The organism is Faunimonas sp. B44, assembly GCF_052655945.1.
On record NZ_JBQYEX010000005.1, the window covers coordinates 45,848 to 69,321 of the forward strand.

Annotated in this window: 22 protein-coding genes; 13 read left to right on the plus strand and 9 right to left on the minus strand. The window is 70.2% G+C overall.

Annotation, left to right across the window (positions count from 1 at the left end):
• Positions 1 to 69: 69 nt before the first annotated feature.
• Positions 70 to 666, plus strand: coding sequence for a ribosome hibernation-promoting factor, HPF/YfiA family (gene hpf / locus ACUN0C_RS11835; protein WP_445466573.1), 597 nt, complete (start codon positions 70 to 72; stop codon positions 664 to 666).
• A 48-nt stretch (positions 667 to 714) separates the two neighbouring features.
• On the plus strand, positions 715 to 1,182 hold the full coding sequence (gene ptsN / locus ACUN0C_RS11840) for a PTS IIA-like nitrogen regulatory protein PtsN (protein WP_445466574.1): 468 nt from the start codon (positions 715 to 717) through the stop codon (positions 1,180 to 1,182).
• A gap of 50 nt (positions 1,183 to 1,232) precedes the next feature.
• Here ptsN and ACUN0C_RS11845 read toward each other — a convergent pair whose 3' ends face one another.
• From ACUN0C_RS11845 to mutS, 7 genes are all read right to left on the minus strand, one after another.
• Positions 1,233 to 1,487 (minus strand): DUF1150 family protein, encoded by a 255-nt coding sequence (locus ACUN0C_RS11845; RefSeq protein WP_445466575.1) that lies wholly within the window; start codon positions 1,485 to 1,487, stop codon positions 1,233 to 1,235.
• Between the two features lie 22 nt (positions 1,488 to 1,509).
• Positions 1,510 to 1,938 (minus strand): Hsp20 family protein, encoded by a 429-nt coding sequence (locus tag ACUN0C_RS11850; RefSeq protein ID WP_445466576.1) that lies wholly within the window; start codon positions 1,936 to 1,938, stop codon positions 1,510 to 1,512.
• 153 nt (positions 1,939 to 2,091) lie between these two features.
• Positions 2,092 to 2,586 carry a universal stress protein gene (locus tag ACUN0C_RS11855; RefSeq protein WP_445466577.1) on the minus strand — a complete coding sequence of 165 codons (495 nt, stop codon included), beginning with the start codon at positions 2,584 to 2,586 and terminating at the stop codon, positions 2,092 to 2,094.
• Positions 2,587 to 2,606: 20 nt separating this feature from the next.
• The gene (trpS, locus tag ACUN0C_RS11860; RefSeq protein WP_445466578.1) at positions 2,607 to 3,668 is read right to left on the minus strand and encodes a tryptophan--tRNA ligase; all 1,062 of its coding nucleotides are present in this window, start codon (positions 3,666 to 3,668) and stop codon (positions 2,607 to 2,609) included.
• A 62-nt stretch (positions 3,669 to 3,730) separates the two neighbouring features.
• A complete protein-coding gene (gene murJ / locus ACUN0C_RS11865) occupies positions 3,731 to 5,287 on the minus strand; it encodes a murein biosynthesis integral membrane protein MurJ (protein WP_445466579.1) in 1,557 nt (518 codons plus the stop codon).
• Positions 5,284 to 8,067, minus strand: coding sequence for a [protein-PII] uridylyltransferase (locus tag ACUN0C_RS11870; protein ID WP_445466580.1), 2,784 nt, complete (start codon positions 8,065 to 8,067; stop codon positions 5,284 to 5,286). Before ACUN0C_RS11870 ends, murJ begins: the two co-directional genes overlap by 4 nt.
• A 59-nt stretch (positions 8,068 to 8,126) precedes the next feature.
• On the minus strand, positions 8,127 to 10,829 hold the full coding sequence (gene mutS / locus ACUN0C_RS11875; protein ID WP_445466581.1) for a DNA mismatch repair protein MutS: 2,703 nt from the start codon (positions 10,827 to 10,829) through the stop codon (positions 8,127 to 8,129).
• A 133-nt stretch (positions 10,830 to 10,962) separates the two neighbouring features.
• Here mutS and sppA point away from each other — a divergent pair, with 133 nt between their 5' ends.
• Genes sppA through ACUN0C_RS11895 form a run of 4 tightly spaced genes read left to right on the plus strand, consistent with a single transcriptional unit; the run spans position 10,963 to position 13,601 of the window.
• Positions 10,963 to 11,955 carry a signal peptide peptidase SppA gene (sppA, locus tag ACUN0C_RS11880; RefSeq protein ID WP_445466582.1) on the plus strand — a complete coding sequence of 331 codons (993 nt, stop codon included), beginning with the start codon at positions 10,963 to 10,965 and terminating at the stop codon, positions 11,953 to 11,955.
• 9 nt (positions 11,956 to 11,964) lie between these two features.
• On the plus strand, positions 11,965 to 12,279 hold the full coding sequence (locus ACUN0C_RS11885) for an integration host factor subunit beta (RefSeq protein ID WP_445466583.1): 315 nt from the start codon (positions 11,965 to 11,967) through the stop codon (positions 12,277 to 12,279).
• A 1-nt stretch (position 12,280) separates the two neighbouring features.
• Positions 12,281 to 12,619 (plus strand): LapA family protein, encoded by a 339-nt coding sequence (locus ACUN0C_RS11890; protein ID WP_445466584.1) that lies wholly within the window; start codon positions 12,281 to 12,283, stop codon positions 12,617 to 12,619.
• Between the two features lie 7 nt (positions 12,620 to 12,626).
• Complete coding sequence (locus ACUN0C_RS11895; RefSeq protein WP_445466585.1) at positions 12,627 to 13,601, plus strand: ornithine cyclodeaminase family protein; 975 nt, start codon at positions 12,627 to 12,629, stop codon at positions 13,599 to 13,601.
• Between the two features lie 120 nt (positions 13,602 to 13,721).
• On the opposite strand, the gene ACUN0C_RS11900 is transcribed toward ACUN0C_RS11895, so the two are convergent.
• Positions 13,722 to 14,468, minus strand: coding sequence for a Crp/Fnr family transcriptional regulator (locus ACUN0C_RS11900; protein ID WP_445466586.1), 747 nt, complete (start codon positions 14,466 to 14,468; stop codon positions 13,722 to 13,724).
• A 144-nt stretch (positions 14,469 to 14,612) separates the two neighbouring features.
• Here ACUN0C_RS11900 and ACUN0C_RS11905 point away from each other — a divergent pair, with 144 nt between their 5' ends.
• Positions 14,613 to 15,062: a hypothetical protein gene (locus tag ACUN0C_RS11905; RefSeq protein ID WP_445466587.1), complete on the plus strand. Its 450-nt coding sequence runs from the start codon at positions 14,613 to 14,615 to the stop codon at positions 15,060 to 15,062.
• A gap of 240 nt (positions 15,063 to 15,302) precedes the next feature.
• On the opposite strand, the gene ACUN0C_RS11910 is transcribed toward ACUN0C_RS11905, so the two are convergent.
• Entirely contained in the window at positions 15,303 to 16,151 is an 849-nt protein-coding gene (locus tag ACUN0C_RS11910; protein WP_445466588.1) for a sulfotransferase family protein, read from the minus strand.
• A 286-nt stretch (positions 16,152 to 16,437) separates the two neighbouring features.
• Between ACUN0C_RS11910 and rimP the strand changes: the two genes are divergently transcribed.
• The 6 genes from rimP to truB all read left to right on the plus strand — a co-directional run bounded on the left by rimP (position 16,438) and on the right by truB (position 23,467).
• Positions 16,438 to 16,998 carry a ribosome maturation factor RimP gene (gene rimP, locus ACUN0C_RS11915; RefSeq protein WP_445466589.1) on the plus strand — a complete coding sequence of 187 codons (561 nt, stop codon included), beginning with the start codon at positions 16,438 to 16,440 and terminating at the stop codon, positions 16,996 to 16,998.
• A 21-nt stretch (positions 16,999 to 17,019) separates the two neighbouring features.
• Entirely contained in the window at positions 17,020 to 18,624 is a 1,605-nt protein-coding gene (nusA, locus tag ACUN0C_RS11920; RefSeq protein ID WP_445466590.1) for a transcription termination factor NusA, read from the plus strand.
• Entirely contained in the window at positions 18,621 to 19,289 is a 669-nt protein-coding gene (locus ACUN0C_RS11925) for an RNA-binding protein (RefSeq protein ID WP_445466591.1), read from the plus strand. The genes nusA and ACUN0C_RS11925 overlap by 4 nt, the downstream gene beginning before the upstream one ends.
• Positions 19,286 to 21,961, plus strand: coding sequence for a translation initiation factor IF-2 (gene infB / locus ACUN0C_RS11930; protein WP_445466592.1), 2,676 nt, complete (start codon positions 19,286 to 19,288; stop codon positions 21,959 to 21,961). Before ACUN0C_RS11925 ends, infB begins: the two co-directional genes overlap by 4 nt.
• A gap of 133 nt (positions 21,962 to 22,094) precedes the next feature.
• Complete coding sequence (gene rbfA, locus ACUN0C_RS11935) at positions 22,095 to 22,511, plus strand: 30S ribosome-binding factor RbfA (protein ID WP_445466593.1); 417 nt, start codon at positions 22,095 to 22,097, stop codon at positions 22,509 to 22,511.
• Entirely contained in the window at positions 22,511 to 23,467 is a 957-nt protein-coding gene (gene truB, locus ACUN0C_RS11940; protein ID WP_445466594.1) for a tRNA pseudouridine(55) synthase TruB, read from the plus strand. The genes rbfA and truB overlap by 1 nt, the downstream gene beginning before the upstream one ends.
• Positions 23,468 to 23,474 lie beyond the last annotated feature (7 nt).

Here is a 23,474-nt window from a genome sequence, read left to right on the forward strand (position 1 = left end):
GCCCCGCATCGGGGGCCGTCAGCGCGCAAGTCCGGTCGCCACACTCGACGCAACGGATGCTAGGACAACATGGCGCTGAAGATTTCCGGCAAGAACTTCGATATCGGCCAGGCGCTCAGGACCCGCATCGAGACAGAGCTGAACGACGCGGTGGACAAGTATTTCGACGGCGGCTTCTCCGGTCACCTGGCGATCGGCAAGAGCGGCCGGATCTTCGAGACGGAATGCGCGATCCACCTCGACACCGGCATCGTCTTCGAGGCGCGGGGCGAGGCCCCGGACGCGAATGCGAGTTTCGATCAGGCCTGCGCGCGCCTGGAGAAGCGCCTGCGCCGCTACAAGCGCCGCCTGAAGGCCCACAAGAGGAATGCACCGCAGGGCGAGGCGGCCGAAGCGGCTTCGTTCGTCCTTGCCGCGCCGCCCGAGGAAGAGGAGATCGCTGAGGATTACGCGCCGGCGATCGTGGCGGAGATGCGCACCGCGGTCCGTACGCTCTCGGTCAGCGCCGCGGTCATGGAGCTCGACCGGGTCGATGCTCCGGTCATCGTGTTCCGCAACCAGACCCATGGCGGGATCAACGTCGTCTATCGGCGCGCCGACGGGCATTTCGGCTGGATCGATCCGGCCCTCAACGAGCGCATGGCGCCGGGCGCGGAAGAGCGCTGACGGCGAAGCGGGCTTGCAAGCCGCCGACGCTCATACAAAGGTAGCTTCATGGATCTGAGCGATCTTCTGTCACCTGATTCGGTGCTTCCTGCGCTCAAGGCGCAGAGCAAGAAGCAGGTGATCCAGGATCTCTGCGAGAAGGCGTCCCGGGTCACCGGGCTGCCCGAGCGGGAAATATTCGAGACGATCCTGCAGCGCGAGCGTCTCGGATCGACGGGCGTCGGCCACGGCGTGGCCATCCCGCACGGCAAGCTGGCGCAGATCGAGCGGCTGACGGGGGTCTTCGCGCGTCTCGCGCGGCCGGTCGATTTCGACGCGATCGACGAGCAGCCGGTCGATCTCGTCTTCCTTCTTCTCGCGCCGGAGAGTGCCGGCGCCGACCATCTGAAGGCGCTCGCACGCATCGCGCGCGTGCTCCGCGACCCGGCCTTCGCCCAGAAGCTGCGCGGCACGACCGATCCGAAGGCGCTCTATGCGCTGCTGATCAACCCCTCGCTCGAAACGAACGCCGCCTGACGGCGCGGCCGGCGGCGCCCGGCTCGAGGGGCGCCGCGCTCCTTCATCTTTCAGTGGACGCTGACCGTTTCCAGATCGTTCTCGCTCGCATTGGCGAGCGCCGCGGCGCGCGTGTCGGTCAGCATGATCGGCTTGCCTTCCGCGCTGATGAGCGCCCACAGCTTGATGCCGGGCTCCAGTTCGGGCGCCTGCGGGAAGATGCGGTGCACGTCTTCCGAGCGCAGCGGGCGCAGATAGGCGATCTCGCCGCCGCCGAGCCGCTCGAACACCTCGGGCGGCATTACCTTGGACACGTTCTCTGCCATTGATGGTGCTCCTTGTTCGTGCTCAGTCGCGCGAGGCGATGCGGATCTTGCGGGCCGAGCGCTCCGGATCGGGCCTGACGAGCTCGATCGCGAGGAGGCCGTCCTTCAGGTCCGCGCCCACGACATCCATCCCGTCGGCGAGAACGAATGTACGCTGGAACTGGCGCGCCGCGATTCCGCGATGGAGATAGTCGCGCTCGCTTTCCTCGGCCTGGCGGCCGCGGATCACGAGCTCGTTCTCCTCCAGCGTGATGTCGATGTCCTCCGTTCCGAACCCGGCCACGGCGAGCGTGATCACGAGGCGGGCGGAGGCGCCCTCCGTGGCGGGGATCCGCTCGACATTGTACGGCGGGTACCCGTCCGATCCGCTCTTCGACACGCGGTCGAAGAGCCTTTCCACGTCGTCGAACCCGACGAGGAACGGGCTCGAGAAGGGCGTCATGCGCGTCATTCGCAAAGTCCTCAACTTAAGCGACTTCGCCGCCCGGACCCTGTCGGCATCCGGTCCTGCTTGCTCATGAATATGGGCTTCGCGGGAAACCGCTTCAAGCGAGAGTGGAGGATGTCCGGGCAGGCGAAGCGTCCGGACGCCGCGCGCCCGCGCTCACGCGATCGCGTCCATCGCCTCGTCGGACAGGCTCGCCGGGACGATGGTCATCGGAACCGGGAAGGTGCCCGAGCCCTTGGCCGCGATGGAGGTCACGAGCGGGCCGGGCCCTTCGGTGCCCGCGCCGGCGGCGAGCACGAGGATGGCGATGTCCTCGTCGTCCTCGATGAGCTTGACGATCTCCTCGGCGCGCTTGCCCTCGCGGATGACGAGCTCCGGCTCGATGTTGGAGACGTCGCGGCCCTTGGCGGCGAAGCGGCCGAGCACGGTCTGCGCCTTCTCCATCGCTTCGGCGCGCATGATGTCCTCGACGCCCAGCCAATGCTGCGGCCCTTCCGGCTCGATCACGTAGAGGAGGACCAGCGCGCCGCCGGTGCGCTGCGCGCGCTTGGCGGCATAGACCAGCGCCCGCACGCATTCCGGCGTGTCGTCGACGACCACGAGGAACTTGCGCCTGTGCCCTTCCTCGAGCGCGCGCCGGGGCTTCATCATGGGCTCATCGTGCCATCGGGTCAGCCGGCCGGCAAGCCGGCGCGGACGGTGCGGAGCAGGCCCACCACGTCCTTCACCTCGTCCATGATCGGGACAGCGATCGCCGATGCCCGTTCGGCGCCGTCGGCGAGCACGCCGTCGATATAGCCCGGATCGTCCATCATCCTGCGCATCTCGGCGGCAATCGGCCCGAGCCTCTCCACCGCGAGGTCCGAGAGGGCCGGCTTGAAGGTGGAGAACTGCGCGCCCGAGAACTCGCGCAGGACGCTTTCCTTCGTCATCCCCGCGAGCGCGGCATAGATGCCGACGAGGTTGTCGGCCTCCGGCCGGCCGGCGAGCCCGGCGGTTTCCGATGGCAGCGGCTCGGGGTCGGTGCGCGCCTTGCGGAACTTCTGCGCGATCGCCTCGGCGTCGTCGGTGAGGTTGATGCGCGAGAGATCCGAGGCGTCGGACTTCGACATCTTCTTGGAGCCGTCGCGCAGGCTCATGACGCGGGTCGCCGGCCCGGTGATCATCGGCTCCGGCAGCGGGAAGAAGGCGTCGCCGTGCCCGTGCGCTGCGATCGCCGCCGCGAAATCGTTGTTGAACTTCTGCGCGATGTCGCGGGCAAGCTCCAGGTGCTGCTTCTGGTCCTCGCCGACGGGAACGTGGGTGGCGCGGTAGGCCAGAATGTCGGCCGCCATCAGGTTCGGATAGGCGTAGAGCCCGACCGACGCGTTCTCGCGGTCCTTGCCGGCCTTCTCCTTGAACTGCGTCATGCGGTTCAGCCAGCCGAGGCGGGCCACGCAGTTGAAGACCCAGGCGAGCTCGGCGTGGGCGTGCACCTGGCTCTGGTTGAAGATGATGGACCGCTTCGGGTCGAGCCCGCAAGCGAGGTAGGCGGCCGTCACCTGGCGGATGTTGCCGACGAGCTCGCCCGGATCCTGGAACACGGTGATCGCGTGCAGGTCGACCACGCAATAGATGCAGGAATGCGTCTCCTGCATGGCGATCCAGTTCACCATCGCGCCGAGATAGTTTCCGAGATGCAGCGTGTGCGTCGGCTGCATGCCGGAGAAGACGCGCTCGGGGAACTGGGTCATGGCGGATCGATCTGGGCTGGTCAGGCGCGCCTTATGGCCAAAGCCGGCAGGCGGCGCAAGGCTCAGCGGCGCCGGAGATTTCGCGCGAAGGAGCGAAAGTCCGCCGCGCCCGTGAGCTGCGCGGCTGCGAAGTAGAAGAGCGCGCCGCCGCCGACCAGGACGACCAGCGCGCCCGCCTGCTTCGCCAGTCCCGCGTCCGGTCGGAACGCCCCGCCGAAGACGCGCGACCCCGCATAGATCGCGGCCGCGAAGACGACGAGCGTCAGGACGAGCCGCGGCAGGCGCTTCAGGAGCATCTCGTCGACCGCGAACTGGCCTCGGCGGCGCAGCGTGAAGAGCAGGAGCCCGGCATTCACCCAGCCGGCGACCGATTCCGCCGTGGCGATGCCGGCCTCGGCCATCCGCGGGAAGAGGGTGAGGGCGAGGGTGACGTTCACCATCACGGCGGTCGCCGCGAAATACATCGGCGTGCGCGTGTCCTCCCGCGCGAAGAACCCCGGCGTGAAGACCTTGATCATCACGAAGGCGGGCAGCCCGAGCCCGTATATGCCGAGCGCGCGGGCAGTCGAGGCGGTCGTCTCGGGCGTGAAGGCGCCGCGCTCGAAGAGCACCCTGATGATCTCCTCCGGTACGACGACGAGGGCGGTTGCGGCCGGCAGCGTCAGGAACAGCGCGAACTCGAGCGCCCGGTTCTGCGTGTGCACCGCCTCGCGCAGGTGGCCGGCCTTGAGCGTGCGGGCGAGCTCCGGGAGCAGGACGACCCCGATCGCGATGCCGATCACGCCGAGCGGCAGCTGGTAGATCCGGTCCGCGAACTGGAGCACGGCGATCGCGCCGTCCTTGGTGGAGGCGATGATCTGGCCGATGAAGAGGTTGATCTGGGTGATGCCGCCGGCGAGCGCGGCCGGCCCCATCAGCCAGAGCAGGCGCTTGACCGAAGGCGTGAGCCGCGGCAGGCGCGGGCGCACGCTGAAGCCGATGCGGCGGGCGGCGACCGACACCATCACGAGCTGCGCCACGCCGGCCACGAGCACCGACCAGCTCAGCACGCGCCCCACGTCCGCCCCGTCCATTCCCCGCCAGATCGCGAAGGCGAGGCCGGCTATGGTGACGACGTTGAGGAGCGTCGGCGCGAGCGCGGCCACGAAGAAGCGGCGATGGGCGTTCAGCACGCCGCTCACCATGGCGGTCAGCGACATGCAGACGAGGTAGGGGAACATCACGCGGAAGAGCTCGACGGTCAGGTCGAACTTCGCCGCGTCGCTGCGGAATCCGGGCGCGATCCCGGCCACGATGAGCGGGGTCGCGATCATGACCACGGCCGTCAGGGCGGCGAGCACCAGCACGAGCGCGGCGAGCACCTCCTCCGCGAAGCGGCGCGCGGCATCCTCGCCTTCGCCTTCGAGCGTGCGGGCGAAGAGCGGGATGAAGGCCGCGTTGAACGCGCCCTCGGCGAGCAGCCGCCGGAAGAGGTTCGGAAACCGGAACGCCGCGTAGAACGCGTCGGCGACCGGGCCGGCGCCGAGCGCGGCCGCCACCATCATCTCCCGGACGAAGCCGAGCAGACGGCTGGCGAGCGTCGCCCCGCCGACGCTCAAGAACTTCGTGGCGAGGCTCACGAGGCCCTGATCTCCGGTGCCGCGGGCGTCTCGTCGGCTCCGATCGCCTCGAGCAGGCGCCGCCTGATCCGGGTCTGGCGCGCCTTGGCGGTGACCTGGTGGCCGACGAGGTCGGTCACGTAGAAGGTGTCGACGACGCGCTCCCCGAAGGTCGCGATGTGGGCGGAGGCGATGTCGAGGTTGAGCTCGGCGATGCCGTGGGTGAGGTCGTAGAGCAGCCCGGACCTGTCCAGGCACTCGACCTCGATGACCGTGAAGCGGTCGGAGAGCTCGTTCGTCACCCTGACCTGCGGCTCGATGACGAAGGCGTCGCGCCGCCGGCTCTTGCGGCGCTTCCGCGCGAGCGCATCGGAGAGCCGCAGCCGGCCCTGCAGGGCCTGCTCCATCGTCGCCACGATCCGCTCGCCCCGCCGCCGCTCGTCGGCGTCGGTGTCGAAGGCGCGCGAGACCACGATGGTATCGAGCGCGCGCCCGTCCATGGTCGTGTAGATCTGCGCGTCCACGATGTTGGCGTCGGCCGCGGCGCAGGCACCCGCCATCAGCGACAGGATGCGCGGGTGGTCCGGTGTGAGGATGGTGATCTCGGTCGCGCCCTCGAACGCCATCGGGCGGATTTCGGCCGAGAAGTGCCGCGCGTCCCGGTCGGCGGACCGGATGAGCTCGGCCTGCCGGACCTGGCGCTCCTCGTCGACGCGGATCCAGTAGGCCGGATAATGGAGCGCGAGGAGGCGCTCCCGCTCGGTGTCGGGCCAGTGCGACAGGCGCGCCGAGAGCGCGGCCTGCGCCTCGGCCACCTTGGCGCCCCGCGTCTCGCGGCCGAGGCCGCCGGTCAGCACCGCCTCGGTCTCGAAGTAGAGCGTGCGCAGCAGCTGCCCCTTCCAGCCGTTCCAGACGCCCGGGCCGACCGCCCGGATGTCGCAGACGGTGAGCACCAGGAGCAGGTTCAGCCGCTCCATGGACTGCACGATGTTCGCGAAGTCGAGGATCGTGCGCCGGTCGGCGAGATCGCGCGACTGGGCGATCCGCGACATCGTGAGATGCTGCTCGATGAGCCAGGCGACGAGCTCCGTCTGCGCGGCGGAGAGACCGAGGCGGGGGCAGACCCGGCGCGCCACCCGCGCCCCGGCGATCGAATGGTCCTCCGGCCGGCCCTTCGCGATGTCGTGCAGGAACAGCGTCACGTAGAGGAGCGTCAGGTCCTTGAATTTCGGCAGGAGCTCGTTGGAAAGCGGGTGCTCGGTGGCGATCCGGCCGAGCTGGAGGTCGGCCAGCGCGCCGACGGCGCGGATCAGGTGCTCGTCCACCGTGTAGTGGTGGTACATGTTGAACTGCATCATCGCGACGATGCGGCCGAATTCCGGCACGAACCGCCCCAACACGCCCGCCTCGTTCATCTGCCGGAGCACCAGCTCGTTGCGCTCCGGCGTCCGCAGGATCTCCAGGAACAGCCGGTTCGCCTCGGGGTCCTGCTGGACCGTGCGCCCGATCCGCCGCAGCGAGCGCGTGATGAGCCGCGTCGCCTCGGGGTGGAGCGGAAGATCGTGGGTGCCGGCGAGCGCGAAGATCCGCATCATGTTGACCGGGTCGCGCTCGAAGGCGTCCGGGCTCGCGACGTTGATGCGGTCGTTCTCAATGACGAAATCGCCCGCCTTCGGCAGCACCCGCCGGCGGGCTGTCAGCCCGCGCAGGAAGCGGTTCAGCCGCGGCGCCATCTTCTCCTGGCGCGCCTCGAGCGCGGCGCACACGATCCGCGTGAGGTCGCCGACGTCCTTGGCCACCAGGAAGTAATGCTTCATGAAGCGCTCGACCGCCTCTAGCCCGGGGTGGCGCTGATAGCCGAGCCTGCGCGCGAGCTCGGGCTGGACGTCGAAGGACAGGCGCTCCTCGGCCCGCCCGGCCAGGAAGTGCAGATGGCAGCGGACGGCCCACAGGAAGTCGTCGCACTTCCGGAAGAGACGCAGCTCCGACCGGCTGAGGAGTCCGGCTTCCGACAGCGCCTGCTCCGAGGGCAGCCGGTAGGTGTAGCGGGCGATCCAGAACAGCGTCTGGAGATCGCGCAGGCCGCCCTTGCCGTCCTTCACGTTCGGCTCGACGAGGTAGCGCGAGGCGCCGACGCGCTCGTGGCGCTGGTCGCGCTCGGCGAGCTTGGCGGCGATGAACGCGGAGGCGGTGCCGGCGACCACCTCGGCGTCGAAGCGCTTCACGAGGTCGTCGAAGAGTTCCCGGTCGCCGCAGACGTGGCGCGCCTCGAGCACCGCGGTGCGGATCGTCATGTCGTCGCGCGCCGCCTTCAGCGTCTCGGAGACGGTGCGGGTCGCGTGCCCGACGGTCAGCCCGAGGTCCCAGAGCATGTAGAGCAGGTACTCGGTGACGCTCTCCGACCAGGCGGTCTGCTTGTACGGGAAGAGGAAGAGCAGGTCGATGTCGGAGAAGGGAGCGAGCGTCGCCCGGCCGTAGCCGCCGACCGCCACCAGCGACAGGCGCTCCGCCGAGGACGGGTTGCTGACCCGGAAGACGCGGCCGGTGGCGAAGGTGTAGAGCGCCCCGATCACGACGTCGGTGAGCGCGCTGAGCCGCTCGGCGCATTCGCGCCCGCCATTGTCGGCATCGAGATCGCGGCGGATCGCCTGACGGCCTTCCAGCAACGTCGCCTTGAGCAGGTCGAGCACGGCGCGCCGCGCATCGGGCGATTCGCCGCCGTGCTTCCAGGCGATCTCGTCGAGCGCGCCGCTCAGCGCCTGCGGGTCGATCGGGCTTTCCGCCTGCCGGATTCGGTTCACGTCTCTCGATCCGCTGGTCGCTTCACGCGCCTCCGATACCACGCCCGCTTCGCCGCTGCCTATTCCTCCCGGCTGCGGCGCAGGCGCTTCAGGTCGTAGAGGCGTTCCAGCGCCTCGCGCGGCGTGAGGGCGTCGGGATCGAGTGTGTCGATCGCAATGAGGGCCGGATCGGGTGGAGGAGGTTCGGCCGGCGGGGCGGCGAACAGCGGAAGCTCGTCCACGACCGCCGGTCCGCGCCGACCGGCATTCCGCTCCAGGCCGCGCAGGACCTCGCGGGCGCGGGCGATCACCGGGGCGGGCAGGCCGGCGAGCTTGGCGACCTGGATGCCGTAGGAGCGGTCGGCGGCGCCGGGCACGATCTCGTGCAGGAACACCACCTCCCCCTTCCATTCGCGCACCTTCATGGTGGCGTTCCTGAGCCGCGGCAGGCGGGCGGCGAGCTGCGTCAGCTCGTGATAATGGGTGGCAAAGAGGGTGCGGCAGCGGTTCGTCTCGTGCAGGTGCTCGATCGCCGCCCAGGCGATCGACAGCCCGTCATAGGTGGCCGTGCCGCGCCCGATCTCGTCGAGGATGACCAGCGCGCGCTCGCCGGCCTGGTTCAGGATCGCCGCCGTCTCGACCATCTCGACCATGAAGGTCGAGCGGCCGCGGGCGAGGTCGTCGGCCGCGCCGACCCGGGAGAAGAGCTGGTCAACGACGCCGATCCGCGCTTCCGCGGCGGGCACGAAGGACCCGGTCTGCGCGAGGATCGCGATCAGCGCGTTCTGGCGCAGGAAAGTCGACTTGCCGGCCATGTTCGGGCCGGTGAGGAGCCAGATGCTGCCCTCGCTCCCGCTCTCGGAGCCGAGCGTGCAGTCGTTGCCGACGAAGGTCTCGCCCGTCCGGCGCAGGACCTGCTCGACGACCGGATGGCGGCCGCCCCTGATGGCGAAGGCGAGGCCGTCGTCGACCCGCGGGCGCACGTAGCCCTCGGCCTCCGCGAGCTCGGCGAAGCCGGCGGCGACGTCCAGTTCCGCGAGCGCCTGCGCCGCACGGCGGATCGGCGCCTCCACGGCGGTGACGCTGGCGGCAAGGTCGTCGAACACGGCGAGCTCGAGGCCGAGCGCCCGCTCGGCGGCGCTCGCGATGCGCTGCTCCAGCTCGCCGAGCTCGAGCGTGGAGAACCGCATCGCGCTGGCGAGCGACTGGCGGTGGACGAACCGGATCGCCTCGCAGTCCGACAGCGCCCGCGCCTGGCTCGCGTTCACCTCGACGAAATAGCCGAGCACGTTGTTGTGCCGGATGCGCAGCGTGCGGAGGCCGGTCGTCTCGGCGTAGCGCGCCTGCAGCGCGGCGACGACGCGGCGGCTCTCGTCGCGCAGGCCGCGCGCCTCGTCGAGCTCGGCGGCCCAGCCCGGCCGCACGAAGCCGCCGTCCCGCTTCGAGAGCGGGAGCGCGTCCTCGAGTGCTGCGGCGATGGCCGTCGCGAGCGCCGCGGGCGCATCGCGGAGCCCGCGGCACGCCTCGCCGAGGAGGTCCGGCAGGGGCAGCGCGCCGCCGCCGAGGCGCGCGGCGGCCTCGCCTGCGGCGGCCAGACCGGCGCCGATCGCCGCGAGATCGCGCGGGCCGCCGCGGTCGAGCGCGAGCCGCGAGAGCGCGCGGAGCATGTCGGGCGCACCGGAGAGGAGCGCGCGCAGATCGGTGCGGAGCGCGGCGTCCTGGACCAGGTGGTCGACGGCGGAGAGGCGGCGGTCGATGGCGGCCGGGTCGCAGAGCGGATTGGAGAGGCGGTCGGCGAGAAGCCTCGACCCGCCCGCAGTGAGCGTCCGATCGATCGCGGCGAGGAGGCTTCCGGCCCGGCTGCCGGAGAGCGTGCGGAACAGCTCGAGATTGGCGCGCGTGGCGGCGTCGATGCGCAGCGCCTCGCGATCGCCGACCCGCCGCGGCGGCTCGATCGGCGGGCGGCGGGCGATCTGCGTCTTCTCGACATAGGACAGGACAGCCGCGCCGGCTGCGAGCTCCGGCCGCGTGAACGCGCCGAAGCTCTCCATCGTCGCCACCCCGAAGGCGGCGGCGAGGCGCTCCCCGGCGGTGGCGGGATCGAAGAAGGAGGCGGACAGCGGCGTCAGCGCGGCGCCCGCCTCCTCGACCGCGGCGAGCGAAGCGAGCCGGTCCGGCGCCAGCACCTCGCGCGGCTCGATGCGGGCGAGCATGGCGGCGAGCCCGCCCGGGCCGGCGCAGCCGATCCGGAACTCGCCGGTGGAGATGTCCACCCAGGCGAGCGCGTGGTCCTCGCGGTCGGGCGTGCTCGAAGGCACGGGCACGAGCGCGGCGAGGTAGTTGTTGCGGCCGGACTCGAGGAGATTGTCCTCCGTCAGCGTGCCCGGGGTGACCAAACGCGTGACCTCGCGCCGGACGACCGACTTCGCGCCGCGCCTCCGCGCCTCCGCCGGGTCCTCGACCTGCTCGCAGACCGCGACGCGATGGCCGAGGGCGATCAGCTTCTGGAGGTACTCGTCCGCGGCGTGGATCGGCACGCCGCACATCGGGATGTCGTCGCCCAGGTGCTTGCCGCGCTTGGTCAGCGTGATCCCGAGCGCGCGCGACGCCGTCACCGCATCGTCGAAGAAGAGTTCGTAGAAGTCGCCCATCCGGTAGAAGAGCAGGCAGTCCGGATTGGCGGCCCGGATCTCGACGTACTGCTCCATCATCGGCGTGATCCGCGCGGGCGCGGCGGCTTCGCCGGCGGCCTCCGTCGCGGTCGGGTCGGGCCTCTCGTTCATCCGGCCGACGGTAGCAGCGGCGGCCGGCAAGGGCCAGAAACGCCCGGGCGTCGCGCACACGAAAGTATGGCCGGCGGCGGCTTGCGGGCCGGGCGCGGCGGCTGTACTCCCGGCGGGTGGAAGGGAGAGTGGCATGGACAGCGACACGATCCTCGAACGCCGTCGGCTGAGGCGCCGGGCGTCCTTCTGGCGCATCGCCGCCTTCGTGATCCTGGCCGCGGCCGGCTTCGTGCTCTTCATGGGCAACGGCGAGCGCGGCTTCGGCCGGTTCGGCGGCCCCGTCCGCGGCGAGGTTGCCCGGATCGACGTCGACGGCTTCATCCCGACCCGGCCGGACGTGATCGACCGGATCCGGCGCGCAAGCGAGTCCGCGCGCGTCAGGGCCATTCTCCTTCGGATCGATTCCCCGGGCGGGGCGGCCGCCGGCGGGGAAGCGCTCTACCGCGCCGTGCGCGAGGCGGCGTCGAAGAAGCCGGTGGTCGCCATGATCGACGGGCTCGGGACGTCGGCCGCCTACATGACGGCGATCGGCGCGGACCGCATCGTGGCCGCGGAAAGCGCGATCACCGGCTCGATCGGCGTCATCTTCCAGTACGCCCATTTCGAGGAGCTGATCGCCCGCCTCGGCGCGCAGTACGAGGAGGTCAAGAGCGCGCCGCTGAAGGGCCAGCCGTCGCCGTTCACGGAGACCACGCCGGAAGCGCGCGAGATGCTGCAGGCGGTCGTCGGGTCAACCTACGATTGGTTCGTCGGGCTGGTGGCGGAACGGCGCGGCTTCGCGCCCGAGGAGGCGCGCCGCCTGTCGGACGGCAGCATCTACACGGGCCGCCAGGCGCTCGACATGCGGCTCGTCGACGAGGTCGGCGGCGAGCGGGAGGCGCGGGCCTGGCTCGCGGCGCAGCGGCAGGTCTCGGACGATCTGCCGGCGGTCGACTGGAAGAAGCGGGACTACGGCTTCCCGTTCTTCGGCGCGGACGGCGCGGGCGCGCTCGCGATCCTGGCGCGGCTCGCCGGCGTCGACACCGCCCTCCTGCCGGCGGCGAACGGAATTTTGCCGGCTCGACTTGCGATTGACGGGCTGCTGTCGGTTTGGCACGCTCCGGCTCCTTCAGGAACCCATCGCTAGGGGGCGGCGGTGATCAAGTCCGAACTCGTCGAGCGGATCGCCGCTCGCAATCCGCATTTGTACCAGCGGGACGTCGAGCATCTGGTGAACGCGATCCTCGAGGAGATCGTGACCGCATTGTCGCGCGGCGACCGCGTCGAGCTGCGCGGCTTCGGCGCCTTCTCGGTGAAGAACCGGCCGGCCCGGATCGGGCGGAACCCGCGCACGGGAGAGCAGGTTTCGGTGTCGGAGAAATACGTTCCGTTCTTCAAGACCGGCAAGGACATGCGGGAGCGGCTGAACGGCGGGGTCGACCCGGGCGAGTTCGAGGGGGACGAGGACTGACATGACGACGATCGGCACCATCCTGAAGTGGCTGATCCTGCTGCCGATCCTGGCCGCGGTGGCGCTGATCGCGGTCGCCAACGACCACATGGTGGCGGTCAATCTCAATCCGTTCGATCCGGCCGATCCGGTACTGCGGGTGGAGCTCGCGCTCTACCAGATCGCCTTCCTGTTCTTCGTGCTCGGCGCGCTCGCCGGCGGCTTCGTGATCTGGAACGGCCAGCGCCGCTATCGTCGCGAGGCGCGGCAGGTGCGCGACGACGCGGCGTTCTGGCGCGCCCGCGCCGAGCGGCAGGAGCGCGAGCAGACGCGGGCTCTCGCGACGACGACGCGCCCCTAGGCCGCTCGTGCGGTTCGTCTCCGCGCCCGAGGTCGTCGACCGGCTTCCCTTTCCCGCGCTCGTCGAACGGCTCCGCGAAGCCTTCGGCGCCGGCGCGGTCGTCCCGGTCCGGCACCATCATGCGATCGAGCGGCCGGGGGAGCCCGACGCCACGCTCCTCCTGATGCCGGCCTGGAGCGACTTCGCGCAGGAAGGGCTCGGCGACGGCCATATCGGCGTGAAGATCGTCGACGTGTTCCCCGGCAACGCGGTGCGCGGCATCCCGAGCGTCTCCGGACTGTACGTGCTGATGTCCGGCGACACCGGCGCGCCGCTCGCGGTGATCGACGGCCAGAGCCTCACGGCGAGGCGGACCGCGGCGGCCTCGGCGCTCGCCGCCACCTATCTGGCGCGGCCGGATTCGCGCCGGCTCCTGATGATCGGCGCCGGCGCGCTCGCGCCGAACCTCATCGAGGCGCACGCGGCGGTGCGGCCGATCGAGGAGGTGCTGATCTGGAACCGCAGCGCCGGTCGGGCCGCAGACCTCGCCGACGCGCTCGCCGGACGGCCCTTTTCCGTCGACGTGGTGACGGACCTGGAGGCGGCCGCCGGCCGCGCCGACGTCATCTCCTGCGCGACGCTCTCGAGCGCGCCGGTCGTGCGCGGCGCCTGGCTGCGGCCGGGCGTCCATCTCGATCTCGTCGGCGGCTTCACACCGGCGATGCGGGAGGCCGACGATGCCGCCGTCCGGGCGGCCCGGCTCTTCGTCGACACCCGGGCCGGCGCGCTCGAGGAGGCGGGCGACCTCGTCCAGCCGATGGCGGCGGGCATCATCGGCGAGGCGGACGTCGCGGCCGACCTCTTCGAGCTCTGCCGCGGCGAGGCGGAGGGGCGCCGGAGCGCGGCGGAGATCACGCTCTTCAAGTCGGTCGGAACGGCGCTGGAGGATCTGGCGGCGGCCATCGAGGTCGTGTCGGGACTGGAGCCGCCGGGCCGGGCGTAGCCGATCGGGCGTGCGCCCGCCCGATCCCAGACTGACCTCCACCGCGAGCCCGACGCCGGCGGGTGCCGCCGGGCGCGACGCCGTCGGGCGTCCGGCCGTGCCCGGGCTGGTGGCAGCGCCTCAATCCGACGCCCGGCCTTCGCCGAGGTGCAGGTAAGTCGGGTCGAAGGCCGCCGCGGCCTTCAGCGCCGGCCAGTCCAGGGCGGTGAACATCCCGCCCTTCAGCACGATCAGCCCGTCCGCGCGAAGATCCTGAATGACCCGGTTGGCATGGACGGCCGAGAGGCCCGTCGCGTCGGCCAGCTCGGTCTGGCTGATCGGCATCGGGCACGAATGATCGTCGGTGAGTCCGACCTCGCGCATGCGCACCAGGATCTCGCACATGATGTGGGCGATACGCTGGTAACCGTCCCGCCTGCCGACATTGACCACCCATTCCCGGAAGATGGAGGCGTCCACGAGGGTCGTGCGCCACAGCGCGGCAGCCAGCCCGGAATTGGAATCGCAGAGATCCCGAATGGCGTCGTGCGGAATGAAGCCGATGCGGCACGCGCTGACGGTGCCGAGGCTGCTGTCGAGCACCTTCAGATGCAGGCTCTGGAGGTCGGGCATGTCCCCGGGCATGTGGAAGGCCATGATCTGGCGCTTTCCGTCCCGCGTCATCTTGTAGGTCCTGGTGATGCCGCGCAGGATGACGCAGCTGCGGCCCGGCCGGTCTCCCTCGCGCGCGATGTCCTGGTTCGCCCTGATCTCCACCGACTGTATCGGCAGAGCAAGAACCGCGGCTCTCTCGTGATCGCTGAGCTCGAAGGAGCTTTGCAGCTTGCGTATCAGCGGGTGATCGGCCGGATTCCTGAATTGAGGCATCTTCGCGCTCCGTCGTGAGGCGGGAGCGCGGCTGTCTCTCAGCCATCAGGGCCCGTGTTCGTCTCCTGATGATGGTAGCAAGCTACCACGAAAGTTACCCGCAACCCTTCACATATATTAATTCCTGTTTCGGGCTTCCGGTTGATGGGCGTCGCGCCTGCACTCCGGCTGAATTGTTCCAATGCCGACGTTGGATTGCCGCAGGCGCCGGCGACGATCGGTGCTCGCGCCTTACGCACGGAGCGGGATCCGACGCGCCGCTATGTCCTCAATACGATCGGGTATCTATTCAGCGCGCTTCGACGGCTGTCCGATCTCGACGGCGACGCGAGCGCTGACGGCTGCCTCGACGACTTCCCCGGCGATTTCGTCGGCGGTCATGCCACAATTCGGGTAAACCCGGTGCAGGCGCTCACCCCATCGCTGAGCAGACAGGCATCCGTGGCTCTCGATGCCGTCGGCGACCAGTCGCCTGATCTCTTCGCGCACGAGGGCTTCGACGAGCGTGAAGTCGGGACTGGACATGGTCTGGCCTCGCTTTTTCTGGCCTTGCTTTCGGCAGCATTCTGCCATCCGGCAGCCTTCCTGCATTAACCTGCGATGATCCGGCAGCAGGAACGGAACGCCCCGTCATCTCGTCCTTCAGGCCGGTGTTCCAGGCGGGAAACAGCACGACCAGCCGCTCGAGGAGTCGATCCACCCGACATCGCTCGGGCTTGTTCCGGACTTTGGCGGGTCGGTTGCGCGCGTCGGCATGATTGGGGCGGTAATCCGGACCGGTGCGCCGCGAGCGCTGCCCCCCGGATGTGGGGTGTGGCAGTGCGTGGCCAGTGTTCAGGCGTAGCCGAGCTCGGACATGAGCCCGCCGGTGCGCCGGACGTATTCGACCGCAAGTCGGTCGTCCATCAGGCTGCGCCAGTCGCCCGCAATGCCCTTGCGGAAGAACGAGGTGCGATCCTCTTCTCCGCGCGGCCGGCCGCTCAGGCGCTCGAAATCCGCCGCCGACAGACAGGCCGAGATCGTGTCGTCGTCAGCGGCCACCTCGAAGAAGTTTAGCACCCGCCGCAAGGACCGGCGCGGCTCCGCGAGCAGATCCTCGTAGCGCACCTCGCAATACGGTGCCCCGACCGCCGCGAGCTCCGTCCGGATCGAGCGGATGCCCTTTGCCCACTCGCCGGCGAGCCTCAGGGCGAAACTCCCGAATTCGGGGAAGCGCGATGCGGCGCGCTCTCCGTGGATGCGGTGGACGTGGTGCCAGGAGGAGACGGCCTGGTCCCGCCCGTCGCGCACGATCTGCACGAAGCGCGCCTCCGGCAGCGCGGCGAGGAGCAGCCGGACCTCCTGGCCGTGGTTGGGATCCTTGTCGCCGACCCAGCGGACGGCAGGCCTGGAGCCGAGGTCCCGCAGCATGCGGCCGTCCAGGAAGGTGCGGTAGAGGGCGCGCACCTCCCGCGGCGTCATGTGCGGGTAGCCCCCTTTGCCGAAGACGTCGGCACGCGCCTCCACGAAGCCGTCATACTCGCCGATCGACCGGGCGAGAGCGGTCGCGAACTGCTGGAAGCCGCCCTCGTTCCGGCAGATGATCGCAGGATGGCTGTCGAGGAGCGTCTGGAGCCAGGTCGTCCCCGACTTCTGCATGCCGAGGAGAAAGAAGCGCCCAGGCGTCTCGTGGTCCGCATGCATCGGTCGCACCGTCTCGAAACCGGACAGCTAGGAGAGCTGCTGCTGCTCCACAAGCCGTCCTCCCCCCGACGCCGGATGCACCGGACAGATCATCTGCTGCCTGCACCGGACAGATCGTGTGCTCCCTACACGGCCCGCCGCCATGACCTTGAACAATCGGCGGCAGCGGCGTATATGGGCTGCAACATCTCGAAGACAGATCGAGAGTGGGTCCCCCCGGGTCCCGCTCTTTTTTGTTATCTCAACCCAATCGAACCTGGCCTCGGACGGCCGGCGACGGAGCGGAATGGACACTCGCCGCCTGACGCGCGAGACGGGCCTCGAAGCCCGCATCGCCCATATCGTGGAGCCGATCGTCACGGATCTCGGCTATGAGCTGGTCCGTGTGAAGGTGACCAGCCAGAACGGCACGACGCTGCAGATCATGGCCGAGCGCCCCGACGGCACGATGGCCGTCGAGGATTGCGAGACGATCAGCCGGAACGTCTCGCCCGCGCTCGACGTCGACGATCCGATCGGCCGCGCCTACCACCTCGAAGTGTCGTCGCCCGGCATCGACCGGCCGCTGACCCGCGCGAAGGATTTTGCGCTGTGGGCCGGCCACGAGGCGAAGGTCGAGATGGAGACGGCGCACAACGGGCGGAAGCGTTTCCGCGGCATCCTGCTCGGCGTCAGGGACGGCACGGTCGGCATCCGCCTGCCCGAGGGGTCGGACCCGAACGAGTTCTGGCTTCCGCTCGACGATATCGGCGAGGCGAAGCTCGTGCTCACCGATGCGCTGATCGAAGCTGCCCAGCGCAGCGCGCCGGCGAACGACAACGACAACGACGAACATCAACCGGACTGAGACGAGGACGGAGCCCCAGCCATGGCTGTCAGCGCGAACAGGCTCGAACTGCTGCAGATCGCCGACGCGGTCGCACGCGAGAAGACGATCGACCGCCGCATCGTGATCGAGGCGATGGAGGACGCGATCCAGAAGGCGGCGAAGTCGCGCTACGGCGTCGATACCGAGATCCGCGCGGAGATCGACAACAAGACCGGCGAGATCCGCCTGCAGCGGCTCATGGAAGTGGTCGAGAATCCCGAGGATTTCGCCATCCAGATTGCGCTCGAGGACGCACGCCGCCGCAACCCGGCCGCCCAGATCGGCGATTTCATCTCCGAGCCACTGCCGCCGCTCGACTACGGGCGGATTGCCGCCCAGTCGGCCAAGCAGGTCATTATGCAGAAGGTCCGCGACGCCGAGCGCGACCGCCAGTACGAGGACTACAAGGACCGGATCGGCGACATCGTGAACGGCACGGTGAAGCGGGTCGAGTACGGCAACGTCATCGTCGATCTCGGCCGCGGCGAGGCGATCATCCGCCGCGACGAGATGATCCCGCGCGAGACCTTCCGCTACGGCGACCGCGTCCGCGCCTATGTCTACGACGTCCGCCGCGAGCAGCGCGGGCCGCAGATCTTCCTGTCGCGCACGCACCCGCAGTTCATGGCGAAGCTCTTCACCATGGAAGTGCCGGAAATCTACGACGGGATCATCGAGATCAAGTCGGTGGCGCGCGATCCGGGCTCCCGCGCCAAGATCGCGGTCGTCTCGCACGATTCCTCCATCGATCCGGTGGGCGCCTGCGTCGGCATGCGCGGCAGCCGCGTCCAGGCCGTCGTCGGCGAGCTCCACGGCGAGCGCATCGACATCATCCCCTGGTCGCCCGACGCCGCGACCTTCATCGTCAACGCGCTGCAGCCCGCGGAAGTCTCCAAGGTGGTCCTCGACGAGGACGCCGAGCGCATCGAGGTCGTCGTGCCCGACGACCAGCTGTCGCTCGCGATCGGCCGGCGCGGCCAGAACGTCCGCCTCGCCTCGCAGCTGACCGGATGGGACATCGACATCCTGACCGAGGACGAGGAATCGGAGCGCCGCCAGAAGGAGTTCGCCGATCGCACCGAACTCTTCGTCAATGCGCTCGACGTCGACGAGATGGTCGCCCAGCTGCTCGCCTCCGAAGGGTTTGCGAACGTGGAGGAGGTCGCCTATGTAGACCTCGACGAGGTCGCCTCGATCGAGGGTTTCGACGAGGAGACGGCGGAAGAGCTTCAGACCCGCGCCCGCGAATATCTCGAGGCGATCGAGCAGGCCCAGGACGAGGAGCGCCGGCAGCTCGGCGTCGCCGACGACCTGAAGCAGGTGCCCGGCGTGACCACGCCGATGCTGGTCGCGCTCGGCAAGAACGACATCAAGACGCTCGAGGACCTCGCTTATTGCGCCGCGGACGACCTCGTCGGCTGGACCGAGCGCAAGGACGGGGAGACGCAGCGCTTCGAGGGCGCGCTGTCCGGCTTCGAGCTGTCGCGGCAGGAAGCCGAGGACATCGTGATGGCGGCGCGCCGTCAGGCCGGGCTCATCCCGCCGGAGGCCGAGGCGGTCGAGCCGACAGCCGAGGCCGAGGGCGAGGAGACGACTGCGGCTTGACCGCGACCGGCGAGGGACAGCCCGCGCGCGATGCGGGCCGGACGCGGACCTGCATCGTCAGCCGCGCGGCGAAACCCGAGGCGGATCTGATCCGTTTCGTGGCGGATCCGGGCAACGTCATCGTGCCGGATCTGAAGGCGAACCTGCCCGGGCGCGGCGCCTGGGTCGCTCTCGATCGCGGAGCGGTCGCCGAAGCGGTTCGCAAGAACCTCTTCGCCCGGGCGCTGAAGGCGCCCGTCAGGTCGGAGCCGGGACTGCCCGATCTCGTCGGGGTCCTCCTCCGGAAGGCGGCCCTCGGCCGGCTCGGCCTGGCGCGCAAGGCGGGCGAGGCGGTCACGGGGTTCGCCAAGGTCGAGGCGGCGATCGGGTCGGGGCGCGTGGCGGCGCTCCTGATGGCCTCCGACGGGGCCGAGGACGGCCGCCGGAAGATGCTGGCGGCGCTCAGGCGACGCTACGGGCCGGAGGCTCCGGTGCCGGTGATCCGCGCGTTCTGCGCGGAGGAATTGGGTTTGGCATTGGGCCAGCCACATGTGATACATGCTGCCGTGCTCCAGGGCCCGGCGGGACGAAACTTCGCGGCAGCGGCCGAGCGCATTGCCCGTTACGAGGGCGACACGGCCGGTTCCGCCGCGAACCGAGAAGGCGACGCCAGGAACGACGAATGACAGATACGACGAGCAGAGGCGACAAGACGATCCGGGTCGAGGGCAGCGGCCGCAAGACGCTTTCGCTGAAGCGCGATACGGACATGGTCAGGCAGAGCTTTTCCGGCGGGCGCTCCAAGGCGGTGCTCGTGGAGAAAAAGCGCCGTCGCGTGCCGGGACCGGGCGAGCGGCCGGAAGGGGACGAGGCTCCGGCCGTCGTCGAGCGGCCGCGCGAAGCGCCGCGCCCGGCGCAGGCCGCACAGCCTTCGGCCGCACCGGCGGCCCAGCGTCCGCTCGCAACGCAGTCGCCCCAGCTGCAGCAGCAGCCCGCTGCTCCCCAGCCGCGCCGCCCCGAGCGCGCGCGCAGCGGCATCGTGCTCCGCACCCTCACCGAAGAGGAACGCGACGCCCGCGCCCAGGCGCTCGCCGACGCCCGCGTCCGCGAGGCCGAGGAGCGGCGATACGCGGAGGAGGAGGCGCGGCGCCGGGCCGAGGAGGACGCGCGCCTCGCCCGCGAGCGTTCCGAGGCCGAGCGCCGGAAGTCCGAGGAAGAGGCGCGCAAGGCGGCCGAGGAGCAGGCGAAGCGCCGCGCCGAGGACGAGGCGCGCCGCCGGCTCGGCGAGGAGGAGGCTCCGCGCGCCAGGACGGCTGCGCCGGGCGCTCCGGCCACCCCTGCTGCGGCGCCGGCCGCGGCCGCACCGGCCGCCCGCGCCGAGACCGACGAGTCCAAGGCGCTGCGCGCCGTCACCCGGCCGAAGCGGATCGAGATCCCGAAGCCCGCGAAGAAGGCGCCCGGCGACGACCGCCGCCGCTCGCGGCTGACCGTCACCAACGCGCTCGAGGACGAGCGCGAGCGCTCGCTCGCCTCGGTCCGCCGCAAGCGCGAAAAGGAGCGGCGCCAGACGCACGGCTTCAATCCCAGCCAGGAGAAGATCATCCGCGACGTCGTCATCCCGGAGGCGATCTCCGTCCAGGAACTCGCCAACCGCATGGCCGAGCGCGCCGTCGACGTCATCCGCCTGCTCATGAAGCAGGGCACGATGGTGAAGATCACCGACATCCTCGACGCCGACACGGCGCAGATCGTGGCCGAGGACATGGGTCATCGCGTCCGCCGCGTCGCCGCGGCCGACGTCGAGGAGGGCCTGTTCGGCGCGGCCGACACGGACGAGAACCTGGAGCCCCGGCCGCCCGTGGTCACGATCATGGGCCATGTCGACCACGGCAAGACCTCGCTCCTGGACGCGATCCGCAACGCCAACGTGGTGGCCGGCGAGGCCGGCGGCATCACGCAGCACATCGGCGCCTACCAGGTCGAGCAGAACGGCCAGAAGATCACCTTCATCGACACGCCCGGCCATGCGGCGTTCACCGCCATGCGGGCGCGCGGCGCGCAGGCCACCGACATCGTCGTGCTTGTCGTGGCGGCCGACGACGGCGTCATGCCGCAGACGGTGGAGGCCATCAATCATGCGCGCGCCGCCGGCGTGCCGCTGATCGTGGCGATCAACAAGATCGACAAGCCGGGCGCCAACCCGACGCGGGTCCGCACTGAGCTCCTCCAGCACGAGGTGGTGGTGGAATCGATGGGCGGCGACACCCAGGAGGTCGAGGTCTCGGCCCTGAAGCACGAGAACATCGACGGCCTCCTGGAGGCGATCCTGCTGCAGGCGGAGTTCCTGAACCTGCAGGCGAACCCGGAGCGGGCCGCCGAAGGCGTGGTCATCGAGGCGAAGCTCGACCGCGGCCGCGGCGCGGTCGCGACCGTCCTGATCCAGCGCGGCAGCCTCGAGGTCGGCGACATTGTCGTCGCCGGCGCCGAATGGGGCAAGGTGCGCGCGCTCCTCGACGACCATGGCGAGCAGGTGAAATCCGCTGGCCCGTCCATGCCGGTGGAGATCCTCGGCTTCCAGGGGACGCCGGAGGCCGGAGACCGGCTCGGCGTGGTCGACAGCGAGGCGCGCGCCCGCGAGATCACGGAGTACCGCCAGCAGCTGAAGCGCGAGCGAACCGCGGCCCGGATCGCCGGCGCCCGCGGCTCGCTCGAGCAGATGATGAACCAGCGCCAGACCGCCGGAAAGAAGCTCTTCCCGCTGGTCGTGAAGGGCGACGTGCAGGGCTCGGTCGAAGCGATCATCGGCGCCCTGGACAAGCTCGGCACGGACGAGGTCGGCGCGCAGGTGCTCCATTCCGGCGTCGGCGGGATCACCGAATCCGACGTCAGCCTCGCGGCCGCGTCGGAAGCGCCGATCATCGGCTTCAACGTGCGCGCCAACGCCCAGGCGCGGGCGGCGGCGGAGCGCGAAGGCGTCGAGATCCGCTACTACAACATCATCTACGACCTCGTGGACGACATCAAAGCGGCGATGTCGGGCCTGCTCTCGCCGGAGCGGCGCGAGACCTTCCTCGGCAATGCGGAGATCCTCGAGATCTTCAACATCACCCGGGTCGGCAAGGTCGCGGGCTGCCGGGTCACCGAGGGCAAGGTCGAGCGCGGGGCGGGCGTGCGCCTCATCCGCGACAACGTGGTGATCCACGAGGGCAAGCTCTCGACGCTGAAGCGCTTCAAGGACGAGGTCCGCGAGGTGCAGGCGGGCCAGGAATGCGGCATGGCCTTCGAGAAGTACGAGGACATGCGCGCCGGCGACGTCATCGAGTGCTTCCGGGTCGAAGAGGTGGCGCGGACGCTCTAGTCCGCACCCCGCCGGCCCTCGGGCCTCATCCAGCCGCTCGGACGCCGAGCTCCGGCGGGCCCGGTCGCGCAGCCGTGCGGCCCGGCGGGCCGGGCGGCATTCGACGCATTCATTCGCGAGAGCAAGAAGACCAATGGCGCGCTCCGACACGTCACGATCAGGCCAGCCCTCCCAGCGTCAGCTGAGGGTCGGCGAACTCATCCGGCACGCCCTCGCCGAGGTCCTCGCGCGCGGCGAAAGCGGCGACCCTGCGCTCGAGGGAACGCTCATCTCGATCTCCGAGGTGCGCATGACGCCGGATCTGCGGCACGCCACCGTCTTCGTCGCGCCGCTCGCTTCGGGCGACGCCGAGGGCGCGGTGGCCGCCCTCAACCGGAACGCCCGCAACCTGCGGGGCAGGATCTCCCCGGCCATCCGGCAGATGCGCTCGATCCCCGATCTGGCCTTCTGGATCGACACGCGGTTCGAGGACGACATGCGCATCGACCGCATCCTGCGGTCGCCGGAAGTCGCGCGCGACCTCGGCTCCGACGACGGGGAGCGGGACTGATGGCGCGCCGGGAACGCGGACAGAAGATCGACGGCTGGGTCGTGCTCGACAAGCCGGTCGGCATGACCTCGACAGAGGCGGTCGCGCGCGTGAAGCGGCTGTTCGACGCGCAGAAGGCCGGCCATGCCGGCACGCTCGACCCGCTCGCCTCCGGCTGCCTGCCGATCGCGCTCGGCGAGGCGACCAAGACCGTGTCCTTCGTCATGGACGGACGGAAGGTCTACCGCTTCACCGTCCGCTGGGGCGCGGAGACGGAGACCGACGACACGGAAGGCCAGGTCTGCGCGACCTCCGAGGTTCGGCCCGACGCTGCGGCGATCGGCGCCATCCTGCCCGAGTTCACCGGCCGCATCCTGCAGGTGCCGCCGCGCTACTCGGCCGTGAAGATCGCCGGCGAGCGGGCCTACGACCTCGCCCGCGACGGCGAGGAGGTCAATCTCGACGCACGCGAGATCGTGGTGCACCGGCTCGACCTCGCCGAATGCCCGGATCCCGACACCGCGGTGTTCCTGGCGGAATGCGGCAAGGGCACCTATGTCCGCGCGCTCGCGCGCGACATGGGTCGGCGGCTCGGCACGCGCGGCCACGTGGTCGCTCTGCGCCGCCTGGTCGTCGGGCCGTTCGACGAGAGCCACATGATTTCGCTGGAAATGCTGCAGGAGTTGCGCCATAACCCCGCGGGCCCCGGGAGCGTCGCAGCTGCCGGGGCTCTGCAATCGGTCGAGACGGCGCTGGACGGCATCCCGGCCCTCAGAATGACCGATCTGGACGCGGCGCGCCTGAGACGAGGCCAGGCCGTGATCCTTCGCGGACGGGACGCGCCCGTCATGTCAGGCCCTGCTTATGCGACGTTCGGCGGAATTCCCGTCGCGCTCGGCGAGGTCGACAAGGGCGCGTTCAATCCCAAGCGTGTGTTCAATCTCGCCGGGTCGCCATCGGGCGCCGGCATTCGTTAGGACGAGG